The following is a 17,529-nucleotide window of genomic DNA, read 5'->3' as shown; positions in this document are numbered from 1 at the left end:
CGATGTCCACAGCAACTGCGGACGACCTGACCGGCGACCTGGCCGAGGAGGAGCTGGCCTTCCAGCGCTTGATCGATGAGGACTCCCGGGTCGAGCCCACGGACTGGATGCCGGATGCCTACCGCAAGACGCTCATCCGCCAGATGTCGCAGCACGCCCACTCCGAGATCATCGGCATGCAGCCGGAGGGCAACTGGATCACGCGCGCACCGAGCCTGAAGCGCAAGGCCATCCTGATGGCGAAGGTGCAGGATGAGGCGGGACACGGCCTGTACCTCTACTCCGCCACCGAGACGCTCGGCATCGACCGCGAGACCATGTACGAGCAGCTGCTCACCGGCAAAGCCAAGTACTCCTCGATCTTCAACTACACGACGCCGACCTGGGCCGACATGGGCTCGATCGGATGGCTCGTCGACGGCGCCGCGATCTGCAACCAGGTGCCGCTGTGCCGCTGCTCGTACGCCCCGTACGGCCGCGCCATGGTGCGCATCTGCAAGGAGGAGTCGTTCCACCAGCGGCAGGGATTCGAGATCCTGCTCACGCTCATGCGCGGCACGCCGGCGCAGCAGCGGATGGCGCAGGAGTCCGTGAACCGCTGGTACGCGCCCGCGCTCATGATGTTCGGGCCGACGGATGCTGAGTCTCCCAACTCGCAGCGCAGCATGGCGTGGAAGATCAAGCGGTTCAGCAACGACGACCTGCGGCAGCGGTTCGTGGACATGATCGTGCCGCAGGCGGAGATCCTCGGCGTGACACTGCCCGACCCCGACCTGAAGTGGAACGAGGAGCGCGGGCACTACGACTTCGGCGAGCTGGACTGGGACGAGTTCTACGCCGTGCTGGCCGGCCACGGCCAGGCCAATACCGTGCGCCTGGCCAACCGTCGTGCCGCACACGAGGAGGGCGCCTGGGTGCGGGAGGCCGCCCGGGCGTATGCCGAGCGAGAGGACGCCGACCGGTCGGCCGCCCTGGAGAGGATCGCGTGATGGCCGCACGCGGTTCGGACGCGGACGCCGCCGGCCGTGAGGCCGGCGTGACGGGTCGCGAGACGTGGCCGCTCTGGGAGGTGTTCATCCGCTCCTCCCGCGGGCTGTCGCACGTGCACGCGGGGTCCCTGCATGCACCGGATGCCGTCATGGCGGTTCGCAACGCCCGCGACCTGTACACGAGGCGCGGCGAGGGCGTCTCGGTGTGGGTGGTTCCGTCGAGTGCGATCACGGCATCCGATGTGGATGCCCGTGGTGCGTTCTTCGAGTCCGCGGAGGGCAAGGAGTTCCGGCACGCCACGTACTACACCGCCTCCGAGGGGGTGCCGCACCTGTGAGGCACACGAAACGCGCCGTCTCCACTGCCGTCTCGGCCGAGACGATCGAGCGGGAACTCGCCGACGGACTGCAGCGGCCGGGCGACGAGGTAGCACACTACGCGCTCGGGCTCGGCGACGACGCGCTCATCCTGGCGCAGCGCCTCGGCGAGTGGATCGCGCACGCCCCTGAGCTCGAGGAAGACGTGGCGCTGGCGAACATCGGCCTCGACCTGCTCGGCCACGCGCGCTCGTTCCTCACCTACGCGGGCTCCGCGTGGGACAAGAGCGAGGACGATCTGGCCTACTTCCGCGACGAGCAGGAGTTCCGCAATCACCAGCTGTTCGAGCGCCCGAACGGCGACTTCGCGCACACCATCGCCAGGCAGCTCATCGCCTCGGTGTACTTCGACGCGTTGTACGCGCGGCTGCAGACATCCGCCGACCCGACGCTCGCGGCGATCGCCGCGAAGGCTGCAAAGGAGGTCGAGTACCACCTCGACCACAGTGTGCAGTGGACCAGGCGTCTGGGACTCGGTACGGATGTCTCGCACGAGCGCATGCAGGCGGGCCTGGATGCCATGTGGCCGTTCGTCGACGAGCTGTTTCGCGCGGACCCGGCAGCCGATGCGCTCGACGGCGTGGCAGTGCCGCCGGAGACCCTGCGCGACGCTTTCGACCGCACGGTGCCCGCGGTGATCGCGGAGTCCGGGCTCGAGCTGCCCGAGGTTCCCGCTGCCGGCGGCGGCGGACGGCGCGGTGTGCACACCGAGGCGTTCGGGCACCTGCTGGCGGAGATGCAGGTGCTCGCGAGGCAGCATCCGGGGGCGACATGGTGACTGCGACCACGGAAGAACGCCGCGTGTGGGCGCTCGCCGCCGAGGTGCGCGACCCGGAGGTGCCGGTGCTCACGATCGAGGACCTCGGGGTGCTGCGCTCCGTGCACGTGGCCGGAGAGGGTGCGGATGCGACGGTGCGGGTCGAGATCACGCCCACGTACTCCGGCTGCCCCGCCGTCGACGCGATGCGCGACGACATCGCGACGACGCTCACGGATGCCGGATACCGGAACGTGGACGTACGCACAGTACTGGCTCCCGCATGGACGACGGACTGGATGAGCGAGGCCGGCAAGGAGAAGCTCGAGGCGTTCGGAATCGCGCCGCCGGGGCCGCGTGCGCGCGACGGGCGCGTGGGGCTGGGACTGGGCATCCGCTGCCCGCACTGCGGATCGCTGCACACCCGCGAGCTCTCGCACTTCGGGTCCACCTCGTGCAAGGCGCTGTACGTGTGCCAGAAGTGCGGAGAGCCGTTCGACCACTTCAAGGCGCACTGATGGCAGCCCCACCTGCGGAGGCACCGGCGGAGTCGTCGCCGCTGCCATCGCAGTCGAAGCGACGTGGGGCATTCCACCCGCTGACGGTCTCGGCAGTTCGGCAGCTGACGCCGGATGCCGTCGAGGTGACGTTCGCCGTGCCCGCCGAGCTGGCGCACGCGTACGACTACGAGCCGGGGCAGTACATCGCGATTCGCACGAAGATCGACGGTGACGTGCTGCGCCGCAGCTTCTCGATCTGCCAGGCACCGGCATCCCACCCGATCGGTGAACAGGGCACCACCGGTGAGCTGAAGGTGGGCATCAAGCGGGACCTCGGCGGCGTGTTCTCGACCTGGGCGCTGGAGAACCTCCACCCCGGCATGACGTTGGAGGTGATGAGCCCGGAGGGGCGGTTCACGTCGCGGGTGACGTCGGGTGACGGGGCCGGGCCGGTGCACTGTGCCGCGATCGCGGCGGGAAGCGGCATCACGCCCGTCATCGCGCTGGCGCAGAGCGTTCTCGCGGCGTCGGGGACGACCAGGTTCTCGCTCGTCTACTCCAACCGCACGGCGATGGACACCATGTTCGTCGACGAGCTCGCCGACCTGAAGGACAGGTACCCGTCGCGGCTCGCGCTGTACCACGTGCTGACCCGCGAGCGTCGAAGCTCCGAGTTGCTCAGCGGCCGCCTGGATGCCGGCAAACTGAACCGCATTCTCGACGATCTGGTTCCCGTCGACGATGTGGACGAGTGGTTCCTCTGCGGGCCGTTCGAACTCGTGCAGCTGTGTCGGGACGCGCTCGGCGCACGCGGGGTGCCGGCCGATCGCATCCGCTACGAGCTGTTCACCACGGGGGAGCCGGGCAGCCCATCGCCGCAGCGCGGGCGACCGATCGTGGTCGACCCCGGCGAGAAGACGTGCACGATCTCGTTCCGGCTCGATGGGACGACCTCGACGGTGACGACCGCTGAGCACTCGCAGGAGAGCATCCTGAATGCCGCGCTCCGGGTGAGAGGCGATGTACCGTTCGCGTGCGCCGGCGGAGTGTGCGGCACGTGCCGCGCGGTGCTCCGCGAGGGCACGGTCGACATGGTTGAGAACTACGCGCTCGAGCAGGAGGAACTGGATCGCGGCTACGTTCTGACGTGTCAGTCGATCCCGACGAGCGAGGAGGTCGTGGTCGACTACGACGCCTGAAGGAGAGGAACGCCATGCCGGTACGCGTGGAACGCAGCGGTGACGTCGCCGAGGTCGTGCTCGACTGGCCGCAGAAGCTCAATGCGCTCGATCTCGACGGGCTGAACGAGCTGGATGCCTCCCTCGAGTCCGCGCTCGGCGCGCGTGCGCTCGTGCTGCGCGGGGAGGGCAGGGCGTTCTGCGCAGGTCGCGACGTGTCGCAGGTGGATCCGGCGACGGATGACCCGCGCGGCTACCTCGACCGGCTCACGGCCCTGCAGCACCGGCTGAGCGACTTCCCCGCTCCGACGTTCGGTGTGGCGACGGGTGCCTGTCTCGGCGTCGGCCTCGGCCTGCTCATAGCGTGCGACGTCGTCTACGTCGCCGATTCGGCGAAGATCGGATCGCCGTTCGCCGGCCTCGGCGCCGCGCTGGACTCCGGCGGGCATGCGCTGTTCGTCGAGCGGCTGGGCGCGCACCGCACACTCGACCTCATCTACACCGGCGAGCTGATGAGCGGGGCGGATGCCGTGGCATCCGGCGTTTTCAGCCGCGTCGTGCCCGCCGACGACGTTCTCGAGTTCACCCGGGAGAAGGCCGCTGCCGTCGCGGCAGGCCCCACGGCCGCGTTCCTCGTGGAGAAGCGGCTCGTCGCACGCATCCGCGACGATCGAGTCGGGCTGTGGCAGTCCGTGGCCGAAGAGACGGATGCCCAGGTCGCCCTTTCGACGACCGACGACTACGCGGAGGGTTTTGCCGCGTTCCGCGAGAAGCGCCGCCCCCGATTCACCGGCCGCTGACGGACTGTCCGCCTTCGGCCCCTCACCGCCCGCTGAGCGCGGCGACGAGCGGCGCGAGCCTCTCGGAGAACTCGTCGGAGATCGTGATGAACGAGACGCCGGTCTTCTCGCGCAGCGCCACGAGGGCATCCCCATCCCGCGATGCGTCGCCGGAGAGCAGGCCCACCGCGCCGGCGTCGCGCAGCGCCTCGGGCGTGGCGCCGGCATTGTTTCGCAGCCATTCCGGAACATCGTCGCCGACGCCGGAGATCTGCAGCGCCAGCTCGGGGAGCGGCCGGTCGCTCACCGCTGCAGCGCGCAAGCGTTCGACCGCGGCGTCGACGTCGGACATGAGCGCGGTCGGGTTCAGCGGTAGCGCAACGGTGCCGGCGTGCTCACGGGCGAGACGGAGCATCCGGTTCCCGCTTGCCGCCAGCGTGATCGGTACCTCGTCGCCGAACGCCACCTTCACGGCCTCCAGCGTCGCCTGCACTCGATCGACGCGCTCCCGCGGCGAGCCCCACGCGACGCCCAGCGTCGCGGCGTCGCCGTCTCCTTGCGGTCGGCCAGCACCGATGCCCAACTCGAACCGCACGTTCGAGAGCTCGGCGATGGTGCGGGTCTCCCGCACTGTCTGAGCCGGAGTGCGCAGCGGAGCCGAGAGCACCCAGGTGCCCATGTGCAGCGTCGTGGTCGCCGCCGCGGCGGCCGTGAGGGCGAGGAACGGTGACGGGGTGAACAGCGTGTCGGGAATGAGCAGCGCGGAATACCCGCTCGTCTCCAGTCGTCGCGCCGTCTCGCCCCAGGCGCGGGCGTCGCCGTGAGCGCCGCTGACCACGCCGAATCGGAATGATGTCATAGCGTCAGCCTGTCTCGTAGCGCGGGGCAGCGCATCCTCCAGATGGAGTGCTTCCGGGGCGGGATCGTCAGCCGGAGCGAGTACGCCTCGGCGGGTCGCTGGCGTGTCTCAGTTCCTGCGGGTTCCGAGCCAAGAGCCCGCAGGTTATGCGACACCGTCAGTACTCGTGTCTGCGAACACGCGACCGTCGCCGCCTCGAGCTGGCACCTTCTGAGACACTGCGCGACGGTGAGAAGGCCCTGCGCCCGGCTACAGCTCCGTGAGGGCGAGCAGCGGCTCCTGGATGCAGCGCGCAACGTAGGTGATGAACCCGGATGCCACGTCCCCGTCGCACACCCGGTGGTCGAACACGAGTGAGAGCGTCGTCACGGTGCGCACCGCCAGCTCGCCCTGCACGACCCACGGACGCTCCATCAGACGGCCGAGGCCGAGCATCGCTGCCTCGGGGTGATTGATGATCGGCGACGACCCGTCGACGCCGAGCGACCCGTAGTTGTTCAGCGTGAACGTGCCCCCGGTGAGTGCCGAGGACGGGTAGTCGCCGGTCTTGGCGTGCTCGACGAGGGCGGCGACGGCATCCCGAAGCTGGTTCAGCGTCATCGCCTGCGCGTCGTGCACGACCGGAACCATCAGCCCGCGACCCGTCTGGGCCGCCAGCCCGAGATTCACGGCCGAGTGCTGCACGATCTCCCCAGCAGCCTCGTCGACCGACGAATTCAGCACCGGGAACCGGCGCAAACCCGCGACGACGAACCGTGCGACGAGCGCCGTGACGCTGTACCGTTCCCCGGTGCTCTCGGCGAGCCGCTCCTTGGCTCGCACGAGTTCGGTGGCGTCGACGTCGAGCCAGATCGTCGCATCCGGAATCGTCTGCCTGGAGTGGGTGAGGTGCTCGGCGACGATCTTGCGCACGCCCGTGATCGGGATGCGCTGGTCGGATGCCCGTGCATCGCCGCTACGCGCCTCGCCGACGCCTGTGTGCGAGGTCGCTCCGTGGCGCGCCGCGATCTCCCTCTCGACGTCCTCCCGCATCACGAGCGAGCCGGGACCGCTGCCGCTGAGCTGGGTCGCGTCGAAGCCGTTGTCGTGCGCCAGCTTGCGCACGATCGGTGACACCACGGGGGAGCGGGTCGTCGTTCCGGTGTGCTGCCGGCGACCGCGCCCGAACCGACCGCCGGCCGGACGCGCGAACGTGCGCGTCGACTCGCTGACGCCGTAGCCCACGAGCACGGCGCCGGACGCGCCCGCGGCATCCGGTCGCAACGCCGTGCCCGGCACCAGCTCGGCGGCCTCCGGAGACGGCGACGTCTCCACCGATGGTTCGTCGTGTTCATCCGAGCCGGCGGGCGTGGCCGCGCCGACCGCGATCGTGACGAGCGGGTCGTCCTTCTTCACCGTGTCGCCGACCGCCGCGTGCAGCTCATCGACACGTCCGGCGTAGGGCGACGGCAACTCGGCGATCGACTTCGCCGACTCCACCTCCACGACCGGCTGGTCGACCGCGACGATGTCTCCTGGTTGCACCAGCCAGGACACGATCGTCGCCTCGGTGAGCCCCTCGCCGAGGTCGGGCAGCAGAAAGCGCTCGATGCCCGCCATCACCACTCCCATGTGTCGAGCGCCGCGAGCACGCGCTCCGCCGTCGGCAGGTAGTACTCCTCGAGCTTCGGCGACGGGTACGGGATGTCGAACCCGGTGATGCGCAGAACCGGCGCCGCGAGGTGGAAGAAGTTGCGCTCCGTGACACGTGCGGCGACCTCCGCGCCGTAGCCGCCGAACTGCGCCGCCTCGTGGATCACCGCCGCCCGCGACGTCTTGCGCACGGACGCGCCGACGGTCTCGTCGTCGAATGGCGAGAGGGTGCGCAGGTCGATCACCTCGACCGAGAGATCCTCGAGTTCGGCGAGCTCCGCGGCATCCAGCGCGGTCTTCACCGTCGGGCCGTACGCCATGAGCGTCACGTCCGTTCCGGTGCGGATGACCCTGGCACGGTCGAGCGGGGCGGGCGCATGCTCGCGGTCGACGGCATCCTTCATCCAGTAGCGGCTCTTCGGCTCCAGAAAGACGATCGGGTCGTCACTGGCGATGGCCTGGCGGAGCATCCAGTAGCCATCGGCCGGGTTCGACGGCGTCACCACGGTGAGGCCTGGCGTGTGCGTCCAGTACGCCTCGGACGAGTCGGAGTGGTGCTCGACGCCGCCGATGCCACCCGCGTACGGAATGCGGATGACCACGGGCAGCTGAACGCGTCCCTTCGTGCGATTGCGCATCTTGGCCAGGTGCGAGGTGATCTGCTCGAACGCCGGATAGCTGAACGCGTCGAACTGCAGCTCGACGACCGGCCGCATGCCGTTCATGGCCATGCCGATCGCGGTGCCCACGATGCCGGCCTCCGCCAGAGGGGAGTCCCACACGCGCGTCTCGCCGAACCGCGCGGCGAGGCCGTCGGTGACCCGGAAGACGCCTCCGAGCGGTCCGACGTCCTCGCCGAAGACGACGACGCTCGGGTCGTCGGCCAGCGCGTCGGAGAGTGCCGCGTTCAGTGCGCCACCGAGGGTGATGGATGCCGGCGCCTGCCGCGTCGCAGTCGCCGGGGGTTCCGTGTGGTGTGCGATCGTCATGACCTGCTCCTCGTGTCGTCGGCGGACGCCAGGGGCGATCCGGATGCCGCCAGCTCGGCCGCCAGGTACGCCCGCTGCTCCGCCAGTGATGCACGCGGCGACGCGTACACGTGGTCGAACAGCTCCAGCGGATCCAGATGCGGCGACTCGTTCATCGCCTCCCGCGTCGATGCCGCGAGCTGCTCGGCGGCATCCGCGATCTCGGCGCGCAGCGTCTCGGTCAGCACGCCCTCGTCGGCCAGGAACGACTCCAGACGGCTGATCGGATCGAGCACCCGCCACCGCTCGACCTCGTCGTCGGTGCGGTAGCGGGTGGGGTCGTCGGAGTTGGTGTGCGCCTCCATGCGGTAGGTGAGGCCCTCGATCATCGTCGGGCCGCCGCCGCTGCGGGCACGCTCGAGAGCATCCGTCACCACGGCGTAGACGGCCGCCACGTCGTTGCCGTCGACGAAGCAGCCGGGCATGCCGTAGCCGATCGCCTTGTCGGCCAGGGTGCGGGCGTGAGACTGCTTGGCGAACGGCACGCTGATCGCATAGCCGTTGTTCTGGATGACGAACACCGTCGGCGTCTGCCATACGGCCGCGAAATTGAACGCCTCGTGCGCGTCGCCCTCGCTGGTGGCGCCGTCGCCGAGGAAGGTAAGGGTGGCGGTCGGCTCGCTTCTGAGCTTCGCGGCGTGAGCGAAGCCGACGGCGTGCAGCGCCTGCGTCGCCAGGGGAGTGACCTGCGGAGCCACGTGGTGCTCAGCGGGATCGAACGCCGAGTGCCAGTCGCCGCGGAAGAACGACAGCACCTGAATCGGCTTCACGCCCCTGGTGAGAAGCGCGATCGAGTCGCGGTAGGTCGGGAACAGCCAGTCCGCCTCGGCCAGCGCGGCGGTTGCGCCGATCTCGCACGCCTCCTGGCCGAGTGCGCTGGGGTAGGTCGCGAGCCTGCCCTGCCTGGTGAGGGCGCTCACTTGCACATCGAAACGCCGTGCCAGCACCATGCGGCGATAGAGATCGAGCAGGATGCCCGCATCAGGCAGCTCGAACCCCGCGGCTCGGTCGTTCCCGGCTCGTCTCCCGTGCTCGTCGATCAGCCGGATCGACTCCGCGGTCGGCACGACAGGATGCGGCGCAGCCTGCCCCGGAGGACGTGCACCACCCATGACTTCCTCGTCACTCACCCTTCCATCGTGGGCTGCCGCAGGAGCGTCCGGGTGGGCATCCGCTCACGTCGATTCAGACGGCAGAAGTGGCGCGCCTGTCGCGACAATCAGGCACGGAACCGGTCGTGGAACGTGCCATTCGTCCACCGCAGCAGCCGTAGATCCACTGCAGGCCTGCGCCGGTCGAACGCCTCGAGACCGACGGCGGCGGACCGGGATCACGACGAATCGGCTGCCGCCGCACCGATCGTTATCCTTTCCTGCCGTCGAAATCTCTTTATCCGCTTTCATCAGCCATTCCGCTGGGCCCGAATATAACGATTTGGCGCAGAAGGCGGCGCGAGACGCCCGACTCGACTGTGACCCGGTGCTCGAGCATCGCTAGGGTTCTTGCTCGTTGCCCGGAGCGCATGACCGCGGCGACGAGGGACTGACGATACGTAACCGGTGTGAAGGGCGATGCATGTTGTGGAACTTTCTGGTCGATAGATGGGGCCAGATCTGGTTCGCATCGTGGCAGCACTTCTCACTCGTGGTGCAGTCGCTCGCGCTCGCCGTCCTGATCGCGATGCTCATCGCGTTCCTGGTGTACCGCGTTCCGCAGCTGAGCTCGATCGCGAACGGCGTCTCGGCCGTGGGACTCACCATCCCGTCGTTCGCGCTGATCGGCCTGCTGATCACGCCGCTCGGATTCGGCGTCGCCCCCTCGGTGTTCGTGGTCACGTTCTTCGCTGTGCTCCCGATCCTCCGCAACGCGATCGTCGGTCTCGGCACCGTCGACCGCTCGGTGGTCGAATCGGCGCGCGGCATCGGGATGAGCCGGCTGCGGGTCTTGTTCACGATCGAGTTCCCGATCGCCTGGCCGATCATCCTGACCGGGGTGCGCATTTCGGCCCAGATGGTGATGGGAATCGCCGCGGTCGCCGCGTACGCGCTGGGACCGGGCCTCGGCGGATTCATCTTCTCCGGGCTCTCCCGGCTGGGTGGTGCGAACTCGCTCGAGTCCGTCGTCGTCGGCGTGTTCGGTGTGATCGTCCTCGCCCTCATCCTCGATCTCCTTCTCCTCGGCCTCGGCCGCCTGACCATTTCGCGAGGTATTCGTGTCAGCCACTAACAACGCACTCGCCGACGCACCCGAGTCGGCGACCGTGTCCACCAGCGCGACCTCGACGAGCATCCTTCTCGACGAGGTCACCAAGCGGTATCCGGGACAGGCCAAGGCGGCCGTCGACGGCATCACGCTCGAGATCCCCGCGGGGAAGATCGTCATGCTCGTCGGCCCGTCCGGCTGCGGCAAGACGACGACGCTTAAGATGATCAACCGGCTCATCGAGCCGACCGAGGGTCGCATCAAGCTCGGCGACGAAGACGTCACGACGATCGACGGCGATGAGCTGCGTCGTCGCATGGGCTACGTCATCCAGGCGGGAGGACTCTTTCCGCACATGACCGTGGCATCCAACATCGGTCTCGTGCCCAAGATGCTCGGCTGGCCGAAGGCGAAGATCGCCGCCCGTGTCGACGAGCTGCTCGAGTTGGTCTCGCTCGATCCCGCCGCCTACCGCGACCGGTATCCGCGGGAGCTCTCCGGCGGTCAGCAGCAGCGCGTCGGCGTGGCGAGGGCGCTCGCGGCCGACCCGCCCGTTCTGCTCATGGACGAGCCGTTCGGCGCCGTCGACCCGATCACCAGGCAGCGGCTGCAGGACGAGCTGCTGAAGATCCAAGACGAGGTGCAGAAGACCATGGTGATCGTCACGCACGACTTCGACGAGGCGGTGAAGCTCGGCGACTGGATCGTGGTCTTCTCCGAAGGCGCGCACATCGTGCAGTACGACAGTCCCGAGCGCATCCTCGCGGAGCCGGCGAACGAGTTCGTGGAGAACTTCATCGGGTCGGGTGCCGGGCTGAAGCAGCTCACGCTGAACCGCGTGAAGGATGTCGCGCTCGCCGACGCCATCATCGGGCACCCCGGCGAGGCGGCGGTCGACGTGCTCGAACGCATCGTCGCGGCCGGTCACGACCACGCGGTCATCCTGGACGACAGGCAGCGGCCGCTGAGCTGGCCGTCGCGCCGGCAGCTCGGCCGGCTCACGACGATCTCGGCGTCTGCCGATCCGGAGCTTCCCGTGGTGGGCCAGGGTTCCACGCTCAACGACGCCCTCGACACCATGCTCGTCTCCAATGCAGGAGCCGCGCTGGTGACCGGCCGCCGCGATTCGTTCGCGGGCATGATCACCGTCGAGGTCATCATGGATGCCATCGCCACCGCGCGAGCGAATGCCCGCGGCACGGCGGTCGCACCGGTGGGCACCAACACCGATTCGCTCCAGATCGTGACGGACGGCGCCGCGTGACGGACACGCTGGGTGCCGAGACGACTCGTGGCGAGACGACGCTTGCCGAGCCCGTCCGCGGGGACGCGCCGGGCGGCGCGCGAAGCTGGCGCGGGCTGCTGATCCAACCGATCGTCGTGGCGCTGATCCTTGCGGGCTTCGTGGTGTGGCTCGCAACCGCGCACCTGTCCCCGACGGAGCGGAGCACGCTCAATCCGCACGATCTCCTCGCCTACACGGGCCAGCATCTCGCGCTCACATTCGTGTCTGCCGCGATCGTGCTGGTGATCACCGTTCCCCTCGGCATCCTGCTCACGCGTCGGCCGTTCATCCGCGCTAGCGGCGTGATTCTCGCCCTGGCGAATGTCGGGCAGGCGGCGCCGGCGGTCGGCCTGATCGTGCTGCTGGCGTTCTGGCTCGGATTCGGATTCTGGGCGGCCGTCGTGGCGCTGGTCGTGTACGCGGCGCTGCCGGTGCTGCGCAACACGATGATCGGGATCCAGAGCGTGGATGAGCGCCTCGTTGAGGCCGGCCGGGGCATGGGGATGAGCGCACTGGCCGTGCTGATCCGCGTCGAGCTGCCGCTCGCCGTGCCCGTCATGCTCGTGGGCATCCGCACCGCACTGGTGCTCCTGGTCGGCTCCGCCGCATTGGCGACGTTCGTCGGCGCCGGGGGACTGGGCCTTCTGATCACGACCGGCGTCAACCTGTTCCTGCCCCGCGTGCTGATCTCGGGGGCGCTGCTCACGGCGCTGCTGGCGCTTCTCGTCGACTGGGCGGGTCGCGTGGTCGAGCACTACGCCCGCCCGAAAGGACTGCAAGCGTGAAGAAGCCTCGTACGCGATCGATCCGGCGCGCTCTGATGCTGGCGGCCTCCGTCGCCGCAGCGACGACCCTGACCGGGTGCGGGCTGCAGCCGGCGACCGCCTTCGTTCCCGCCGTGGCCGAGGGATCCATCCATCCCATCGACGACCTGCCGGCCGGTGCCTCCATCACGGTGACCGCGAAGAACTTCACCGAGCAGCTCATCCTCGGCAAGATGGCGGTGCTGGCCGCCAAGGCCGCTGGGTTCGACGTCACCGACATGACGGACGTGCCAGGCAGCGTCGCCGTGCGTCAGCTCATGCTCAGCGGCAAGGGACAGCTGACCTGGGAGTACACGGGCACCGCATGGCTGACATACCTGGACCACAAGCAGGGCATCCCTGATCCGCAGAAGCAGTTCGAGGCGGTGCGCGACGAGGACCGCAAGAACGGGCTCACCTGGCTTCCGCCGGCCAAGCTGAACAACACGTACGCGCTGGCCGTGCGATCCGAGGCGGTCAAGAAGCTCGGCGGTATCACCTCGCTGTCCCAGCTGAAGGATCTCCCGGTTGACGAGCGCACCTTCTGCGTCGAGTCCGAGTTCAACTCGCGCTCCGACGGATTCAAGCCGATGCTGGCGCACTACGGCCTCACCCTCGGCTCACCCGACGGCGTCCCGACCAAGAACGTGAAGATCCTCGACACCGGCACCGTGTACACGGCCACGGATCGCGGCAGCTGCAACTTCGGCGAGGTCTTCACCACCGACGGCCGCATCAAAGCGCTCGGCCTCACGGTGCTCGACGACGACAAGCACTTCTTCCCTGCGTACAACGTGTCCATGGTGGTCAACACCAAGACGCTGCAGCAGTACCCGCAGCTCGCCGACATCTTCGCCCAGATCACGGACAAGCTCTCGAACGCCGAGCAGCAGAAGCTGAACTACCTGGTCGACGTCAAGGGAGAGGAGCCCGCGACCGTCGCCTTCGACTGGATGAAAGAACAGGGCTTCATCTCGTCACCCCAGTAGCGGTCGGTGAGTCTCGTTCAAGTCGCACTTTTTGTCGCTATGAGCGTCGGATTCCGACGAAAACTGCGACCTGAACGAAGGAGACGGCGCTCAGACGTCCCAGGAGTCGCGGGCGATGCCGGGCGCCGTGCCGTCCCACGACTCGAGCACGATATAGGAGCGGGTGGATGCCACGCCGTCCACCTCGTGAAGCTGCCGCATGATGACGTCGCTGAGGCTCTCGTGATCGGGTGCGCTCACCGTCACCACGAAGTCGATGTCGCCGCTGACCGCGAGCACGGACTCGACGAACGGGAGCGCCGTGAGTGCGGAGGCGACATCCTGCCAGCCCGGCTGCCGTTCCACCTTGACGATCACGAGAGCCGTGACGTGCAGCCCGATCGCCTTGCGGTCAACGCGGGCGCCGAACCCCTCGATGACACCGTCGGCGATGAGCCGTTGCAGCCGGTTCGCGACGGCGCTGCGCGACACGTGAACGCGCTCCGCCAAAGCCCGCACGGAAAGACGGGAATCGGCGCTGAGCTGCGCGATGATCGCCCGGTCGACTTTGTCCACGTTCATCGCCACAGAAGCCCCTCGCCCTCAGTACCGTCGACGGCGCGCTTCGGCTCCCGGTCCGTAGATGATCGCTCCGACCAGAGGGATCAGCAGGAAGAACAGCCAGCTCCACGTCCAGCCGTTGAACGCGTACCCGCCGATGAAGAACAGCCCGAGGGCCACGAACGGAACGAACGACATGATCGTCGCTCCCCACGCCCCGCCGAGCGCCCGGGAGTGCCTGCCCCAGTCGTCGTGGGGCACGGATTCCGACGGCGTCGCCGGCCGCGGCAGATCGGTGAAAAGCGGTGCCAGGTCGCTCCAGGTCACGGCCGACCTCGCCGCAGCTGAGCGCTGCTCGAACTCGTCGGCAGTGAGCCGGCCCTCGTCGCGGGCGCGTGAGAGCGCGGAGACGGCATCCTGCCGATCGCGGTCGGCGATGCGTTCGTTCGGCCGCAGGGGATTCGCGTAGTCGACCATGAGCACAGCCTGCCCGGTTCCGGGCGTGGATGCCAGTGTCCGCGCGGGAGAGCGGCTGCCGCAGGCACCGGCATCCGCTCGCTCACGACGGCTGCGGCTCGGGCGACCGGGCGATGAGCGGAAGAGGAGCCTCCAGGCCGGTGATCGCCGCATGCAGCTCGGGGAACGCGCGTGGCGCGTCGGTGAGTGGCGGTGGAGGCGCGCCAACGAGCATCCTGCGGCACGCTCCGGCCCGGCGAGCGAGGGCGCCGAGTTCGCGGGTCTCCTCGGGTGACAACGGATGCCCGTGCTCCACTCGCGCGGCGATCGCGTCGGCCGGCTCCCAGCACGCTTCGAATGCGGGAATGATGTCGGCGCGATGCGCCCTCTCCCTGTTGCGAAGGCGGGCCGTGCGCTCCAGGCGCAGGGTGGGACCGAGTTGCCGGATGCCCGTGAGCGCGGTGTCGAGGGCCGCGCGGTGGCCGGGGACCTCCTCCGGTTGCCTGATGCACGCCACCAGCAGGTCGGTGAGCGCGGCAAGCGCGGCGGAGACGCGTCCGCGCAGCACTGTCGCGGTGTGCACCGGAAGCACACACCACGCGACGGCGATCGCGAAGGCGCCGGCGACCACGATGGCAGTGAGCCGCACGAGCATCGCGGATCCGGGAGAGGTGCCCTCCAGTTCGTGCAGGATCGAGATCATCGCGGTCATCGCCGCCGCCCACCAGCCGTAGCCGGTAGGGCGCAGCCACAGGCCGAGCGCGAGGATGACGCCGATGGCGAGCACCGACATCCCCGCGGTCAGCCCGGTCTCGGCGCCGCGCGAGGCGAACGTCGACAACCCGGTCGCGAGCACCGTGCCTCCGAGGGCGCCGAGCGTGCGATGGATGCCCTTGAACAGCACGTCGCCGCGCCCACGGTTTCCGCTGGCGACGACGTAGCCGGTGAGCACAGCCCAGAACCAGTGCTCGCCGAACACGAGGTGACCGATGAGGAAGGCGCCCGCGAGTGTCATCGCCATCTGCACGGCCATGCGCGTGCTGCCGCGTGGGCGCATCGTCGAGCGGGCCGCCGCAGAGGGAGTCCGACTGCCGGCGACCGGACCGGTCGCTGGGCGCGGCAGGAATCCGGATGCCCGTGCCGCCCACTGCAGGGCGAGGGCGACCACGGCCACGACGAACGCCGTCGCGGCGGCCCACGGTGCGAACCCTTCCCCCGGCTGGATCGGTGCCGGCACGATCAGCACGGTGACGAAGGGGAGCGCGATGAGCGTCCCGATGCGTGTCGCGACCGGGCCGTAGCGGCGAATCCAAATCGCACCGGAGAGCACGATCACGAAGAGCGAATCGCCGACGACGGGCGCCTCGAACATCAGCGATCCGACTCCGCCCGCCGCGACCCCGACAAGCGGCAGCACCACGATGGAGACCCAGCGCTGCCGGGCGCTCGCTCCGGCCCGTTCCGGCGTGAAGCTGATCGAGAGCATCACCGCGAGCACCACGATCGAGATCCCGAGGCCGAACCGCACGGCCGGCACGCAGGCGATCGCGGCGCTGATCAGCACGGTGGCGTACGTGACGGCCGTCGACCGAAGGCGCAGCAGGCCGGGATCGACGAGGCTGCGCGCCAACGCTCGTAAACTGTTTCGCATGTTCGTACCGATCGATGGGCCTATCCGCTGGTTGGTTTCGGCTCCAGGTTTCTCATCGGCTGGGCTAGTTCTGGCCGATATGCATTCCGGACAACCAGCATCGACGAAGACTAGATAGTACGATAGTGCTTAATGAATTCGAACTGGAAGCGAGGGGACGTGCTCGTCGAGCGGCAGGCATCCGTATCGGTGCAGGCTGTGCGCCGTGGCGTTATGCGATTGGCGCGGCGACTGCGCACCGAGCGTGTGCTGGGGTCGCTCAGCAGCAACAAGCTCAGCGTGCTCGGAACACTGAGCCGCCTCGGCCCGCTGCCCGCCGGTGCGGTGGCAGTCGTTGAGCGCCAAAGGCCGCAATCGCTGTCGAGGATCTTCGCGGAGCTCGCACTCGAGGGGCTCATCACCCGCGAGCGCAGCGAGACGGATCGCCGGGAGCACATCCTCTCCATCACGGATGCCGGGCGAGCGGCGCTCGCCGCCGACCTCGCTCAGCGAGATGCCTGGCTCGCCGAGGCCATGAAGAAGCTGTCGCCCACGGAGCGTGGTGTTCTCGAACTCGCGGCCGGCATCATGGAACGGATGGCGATGGGTGAGGCGGCACTGGAGCCCGTCGACGAACAGCTGCGGCGTTCGGACCCGGCCGTCGCCTGACCGTCGCTCACCCCTGAACACCCCTGTTCCGCCGACCGTTCCCGGGGTTATGGTCGCGGTATGTGCCGCAACATCCACACCCTCCACAACTTCGAACCGGCCGCCACGTCGGACGAGGTGAATGCTGCCGCGCTGCAGTACGTGCGCAAGATCGCCGGTACGACGAAGCCGTCGAAGGCCAATCAGGATGCCTTCGATCACGCCGTGCACGAGATCGCGCACATCACGCAGCACCTCCTCGACGACCTCGTGGCCACGACGCCGCCGAAGAACCGCGAGGAGGAGGCGGCGAAGGCGAGGGCACGCGCCATCCGCTCCGGCCGCTACGCTGCGGCATCCGCCTGAGCCGGCCGGTGGCACGAGAGCGGCCCGGCCGCGCCGGTGTCCGCCTTGGGGCCGCGGAAACAGGCAGATCTCCCCGGAACAGGCAGATTCTGCCTGTTCTCCGGTGGTAAGCGCCTTCCTGCCTGTTTTCGGGAGGGCAACGCGGGTTCGGGAAGCGGGTTCGCGACTTCGCCGCTCAACCGACTCCATCGGTTCGGCCACGCGAGCAAGCTCGCCCGGCGCTCACCTCAGTCGTCGGTGTTCGCGGCTGCGCCGCTCGAGTTGCTCAATCGCCTCGGCGACGCGAGCGAGCTCGCATCGCGCTCGGCTCACTCGCAACTGTTCGCGACTTCGCCGCTCAACCGACTCCATCGGTTCGGCAAAGCGAGCGAGCTCGCTTTGCGCTCGGCTCAGACCCTATGAGTGTGGGGTTGTGGGTTTGGTCTTGTAGGCCCAGGGCCTCACGGTGCAGATTCGTGGATCATCTCGAGAGTGGCTCGGGATGCCGACATGCAGCGGAGGCCCTGGTGT

The 17,529-nt window shown here is 68.7% G+C and carries 19 protein-coding genes; 12 read left to right on the top strand and 7 right to left on the bottom strand.

Annotated elements, in window-relative coordinates; translation table 11 throughout:
- Positions 1-2: 2 nt before the first annotated feature.
- From paaA to ACYVII_RS15580, 6 genes are read left to right on the top strand one after another with little or no spacing between them, the layout of a single operon-like run.
- Entirely contained in the window at positions 3-989 is a 987-nt protein-coding gene (gene paaA / locus ACYVII_RS15605; protein WP_460536748.1) for a 1,2-phenylacetyl-CoA epoxidase subunit PaaA, read from the top strand.
- Positions 989-1,327 carry a 1,2-phenylacetyl-CoA epoxidase subunit PaaB gene (paaB, locus tag ACYVII_RS15600; protein WP_460536747.1) on the top strand — a complete coding sequence of 113 codons (339 nt, stop codon included), beginning with the start codon at positions 989-991 and terminating at the stop codon, positions 1,325-1,327. The genes paaA and paaB overlap by 1 nt, the downstream gene beginning before the upstream one ends.
- Positions 1,324-2,145: a 1,2-phenylacetyl-CoA epoxidase subunit PaaC gene (paaC, locus tag ACYVII_RS15595; RefSeq protein WP_460536744.1), complete on the top strand. Its 822-nt coding sequence runs from the start codon at positions 1,324-1,326 to the stop codon at positions 2,143-2,145. Before paaB ends, paaC begins: the two co-directional genes overlap by 4 nt.
- Complete coding sequence (gene paaD / locus ACYVII_RS15590) at positions 2,139-2,642, top strand: 1,2-phenylacetyl-CoA epoxidase subunit PaaD (protein WP_460536742.1); 504 nt, start codon at positions 2,139-2,141, stop codon at positions 2,640-2,642. Before paaC ends, paaD begins: the two co-directional genes overlap by 7 nt.
- Positions 2,642-3,823 (top strand): 1,2-phenylacetyl-CoA epoxidase subunit PaaE, encoded by a 1,182-nt coding sequence (gene paaE / locus ACYVII_RS15585; protein ID WP_460536740.1) that lies wholly within the window; start codon positions 2,642-2,644, stop codon positions 3,821-3,823. The genes paaD and paaE overlap by 1 nt, the downstream gene beginning before the upstream one ends.
- A gap of 14 nt (positions 3,824-3,837) precedes the next feature.
- Positions 3,838-4,602, top strand: a complete 765-nt coding sequence (locus tag ACYVII_RS15580) for an enoyl-CoA hydratase/isomerase family protein (RefSeq protein WP_460536738.1) — start codon at positions 3,838-3,840, stop codon at positions 4,600-4,602.
- Between the two features lie 22 nt (positions 4,603-4,624).
- Here the strand turns inward: ACYVII_RS15580 and ACYVII_RS15575 are convergent, their stop codons facing one another.
- The 4 genes from ACYVII_RS15575 to pdhA all read right to left on the bottom strand — a co-directional run bounded on the left by ACYVII_RS15575 (position 4,625) and on the right by pdhA (position 9,230).
- Complete coding sequence (locus tag ACYVII_RS15575; protein WP_460536735.1) at positions 4,625-5,440, bottom strand: LLM class oxidoreductase; 816 nt, start codon at positions 5,438-5,440, stop codon at positions 4,625-4,627.
- Between the two features lie 249 nt (positions 5,441-5,689).
- Positions 5,690-7,039, bottom strand: coding sequence for a dihydrolipoamide acetyltransferase family protein (locus ACYVII_RS15570; protein WP_460536732.1), 1,350 nt, complete (start codon positions 7,037-7,039; stop codon positions 5,690-5,692).
- Positions 7,039-8,061 carry an alpha-ketoacid dehydrogenase subunit beta gene (locus ACYVII_RS15565; RefSeq protein ID WP_460536730.1) on the bottom strand — a complete coding sequence of 341 codons (1,023 nt, stop codon included), beginning with the start codon at positions 8,059-8,061 and terminating at the stop codon, positions 7,039-7,041. Before ACYVII_RS15565 ends, ACYVII_RS15570 begins: the two co-directional genes overlap by 1 nt.
- Positions 8,058-9,230: a thiamine pyrophosphate-dependent dehydrogenase E1 component subunit alpha gene (pdhA, locus tag ACYVII_RS15560; protein WP_460536729.1), complete on the bottom strand. Its 1,173-nt coding sequence runs from the start codon at positions 9,228-9,230 to the stop codon at positions 8,058-8,060. The genes ACYVII_RS15565 and pdhA overlap by 4 nt, the downstream gene beginning before the upstream one ends.
- 448 nt (positions 9,231-9,678) lie before the next feature.
- Here pdhA and ACYVII_RS15555 point away from each other — a divergent pair, with 448 nt between their 5' ends.
- The 4 genes from ACYVII_RS15555 to ACYVII_RS15540 are packed head-to-tail and all read left to right on the top strand — an operon-like array spanning position 9,679 to position 13,379.
- Positions 9,679-10,326 (top strand): ABC transporter permease, encoded by a 648-nt coding sequence (locus ACYVII_RS15555; protein ID WP_460536921.1) that lies wholly within the window; start codon positions 9,679-9,681, stop codon positions 10,324-10,326.
- Positions 10,327-10,360: 34 nt separating this feature from the next.
- Positions 10,361-11,566 (top strand): ATP-binding cassette domain-containing protein, encoded by a 1,206-nt coding sequence (locus ACYVII_RS15550; RefSeq protein ID WP_460536919.1) that lies wholly within the window; start codon positions 10,361-10,363, stop codon positions 11,564-11,566.
- The gene (locus ACYVII_RS15545) at positions 11,563-12,372 is read left to right on the top strand and encodes an ABC transporter permease (protein ID WP_460536727.1); all 810 of its coding nucleotides are present in this window, start codon (positions 11,563-11,565) and stop codon (positions 12,370-12,372) included. The genes ACYVII_RS15550 and ACYVII_RS15545 overlap by 4 nt, the downstream gene beginning before the upstream one ends.
- A gap of 35 nt (positions 12,373-12,407) precedes the next feature.
- A complete protein-coding gene (locus tag ACYVII_RS15540) occupies positions 12,408-13,379 on the top strand; it encodes a glycine betaine ABC transporter substrate-binding protein (protein ID WP_460536916.1) in 972 nt (323 codons plus the stop codon).
- 90 nt (positions 13,380-13,469) lie between these two features.
- Here the strand turns inward: ACYVII_RS15540 and ACYVII_RS15535 are convergent, their stop codons facing one another.
- The 3 genes from ACYVII_RS15535 to ACYVII_RS15525 form a co-directional block, all read right to left on the bottom strand.
- A complete protein-coding gene (locus ACYVII_RS15535; RefSeq protein WP_460536725.1) occupies positions 13,470-13,940 on the bottom strand; it encodes an Lrp/AsnC family transcriptional regulator in 471 nt (156 codons plus the stop codon).
- Between the two features lie 21 nt (positions 13,941-13,961).
- Complete coding sequence (locus tag ACYVII_RS15530) at positions 13,962-14,396, bottom strand: DUF1707 SHOCT-like domain-containing protein (protein ID WP_460536723.1); 435 nt, start codon at positions 14,394-14,396, stop codon at positions 13,962-13,964.
- A gap of 82 nt (positions 14,397-14,478) precedes the next feature.
- Positions 14,479-16,005, bottom strand: coding sequence for an FUSC family protein (locus ACYVII_RS15525; protein ID WP_460536721.1), 1,527 nt, complete (start codon positions 16,003-16,005; stop codon positions 14,479-14,481).
- A 153-nt stretch (positions 16,006-16,158) separates the two neighbouring features.
- On the opposite strand from ACYVII_RS15525, the gene ACYVII_RS15520 reads away from it, so the two are divergent.
- Both ACYVII_RS15520 and ACYVII_RS15515 read left to right on the top strand, forming a co-directional pair.
- Positions 16,159-16,674, top strand: coding sequence for a MarR family winged helix-turn-helix transcriptional regulator (locus ACYVII_RS15520; RefSeq protein ID WP_460536719.1), 516 nt, complete (start codon positions 16,159-16,161; stop codon positions 16,672-16,674).
- Between the two features lie 60 nt (positions 16,675-16,734).
- Complete coding sequence (locus ACYVII_RS15515) at positions 16,735-17,019, top strand: DUF2277 domain-containing protein (protein WP_460536716.1); 285 nt, start codon at positions 16,735-16,737, stop codon at positions 17,017-17,019.
- The last annotated feature ends 510 nt before the right edge of the window (positions 17,020-17,529 follow it).

Source organism: Humibacter ginsengiterrae, assembly GCF_054780115.1.
The sequence above is the reverse complement of the archived record's forward strand: the minus strand, read 5'-3'. Positions and strand labels throughout refer to the sequence as shown.

What these genes read in the sequence shown, in the direction of transcription:
- ACYVII_RS15565 (WP_460536730.1), bottom strand. Translation starts at nt 8,061, where the DNA reads ATGACGATCGCACACCACACGGAACCCCCGGCGACTGCGACGCGGCAG.
- paaA (WP_460536748.1), top strand. Translation starts at nt 3, where the DNA reads ATGTCCACAGCAACTGCGGACGACCTGACCGGCGACCTGGCCGAGGAG.
- ACYVII_RS15520 (WP_460536719.1), top strand. Translation starts at nt 16,159, where the DNA reads ATGAATTCGAACTGGAAGCGAGGGGACGTGCTCGTCGAGCGGCAGGCA.
- ACYVII_RS15530 (WP_460536723.1), bottom strand. Translation starts at nt 14,396, where the DNA reads ATGGTCGACTACGCGAATCCCCTGCGGCCGAACGAACGCATCGCCGAC.
- paaB (WP_460536747.1), top strand. Translation starts at nt 989, where the DNA reads ATGGCCGCACGCGGTTCGGACGCGGACGCCGCCGGCCGTGAGGCCGGC.
- ACYVII_RS15540 (WP_460536916.1), top strand. Translation starts at nt 12,408, where the DNA reads ATGCTGGCGGCCTCCGTCGCCGCAGCGACGACCCTGACCGGGTGCGGG.
- ACYVII_RS15515 (WP_460536716.1), top strand. Translation starts at nt 16,735, where the DNA reads ATGTGCCGCAACATCCACACCCTCCACAACTTCGAACCGGCCGCCACG.
- ACYVII_RS15570 (WP_460536732.1), bottom strand. Translation starts at nt 7,039, where the DNA reads ATGGCGGGCATCGAGCGCTTTCTGCTGCCCGACCTCGGCGAGGGGCTC.
- ACYVII_RS15580 (WP_460536738.1), top strand. Translation starts at nt 3,838, where the DNA reads ATGCCGGTACGCGTGGAACGCAGCGGTGACGTCGCCGAGGTCGTGCTC.
- ACYVII_RS15575 (WP_460536735.1), bottom strand. Translation starts at nt 5,440, where the DNA reads ATGACATCATTCCGATTCGGCGTGGTCAGCGGCGCTCACGGCGACGCC.
- paaD (WP_460536742.1), top strand. Translation starts at nt 2,139, where the DNA reads ATGGTGACTGCGACCACGGAAGAACGCCGCGTGTGGGCGCTCGCCGCC.
- paaE (WP_460536740.1), top strand. Translation starts at nt 2,642, where the DNA reads ATGGCAGCCCCACCTGCGGAGGCACCGGCGGAGTCGTCGCCGCTGCCA.
- ACYVII_RS15535 (WP_460536725.1), bottom strand. Translation starts at nt 13,940, where the DNA reads ATGAACGTGGACAAAGTCGACCGGGCGATCATCGCGCAGCTCAGCGCC.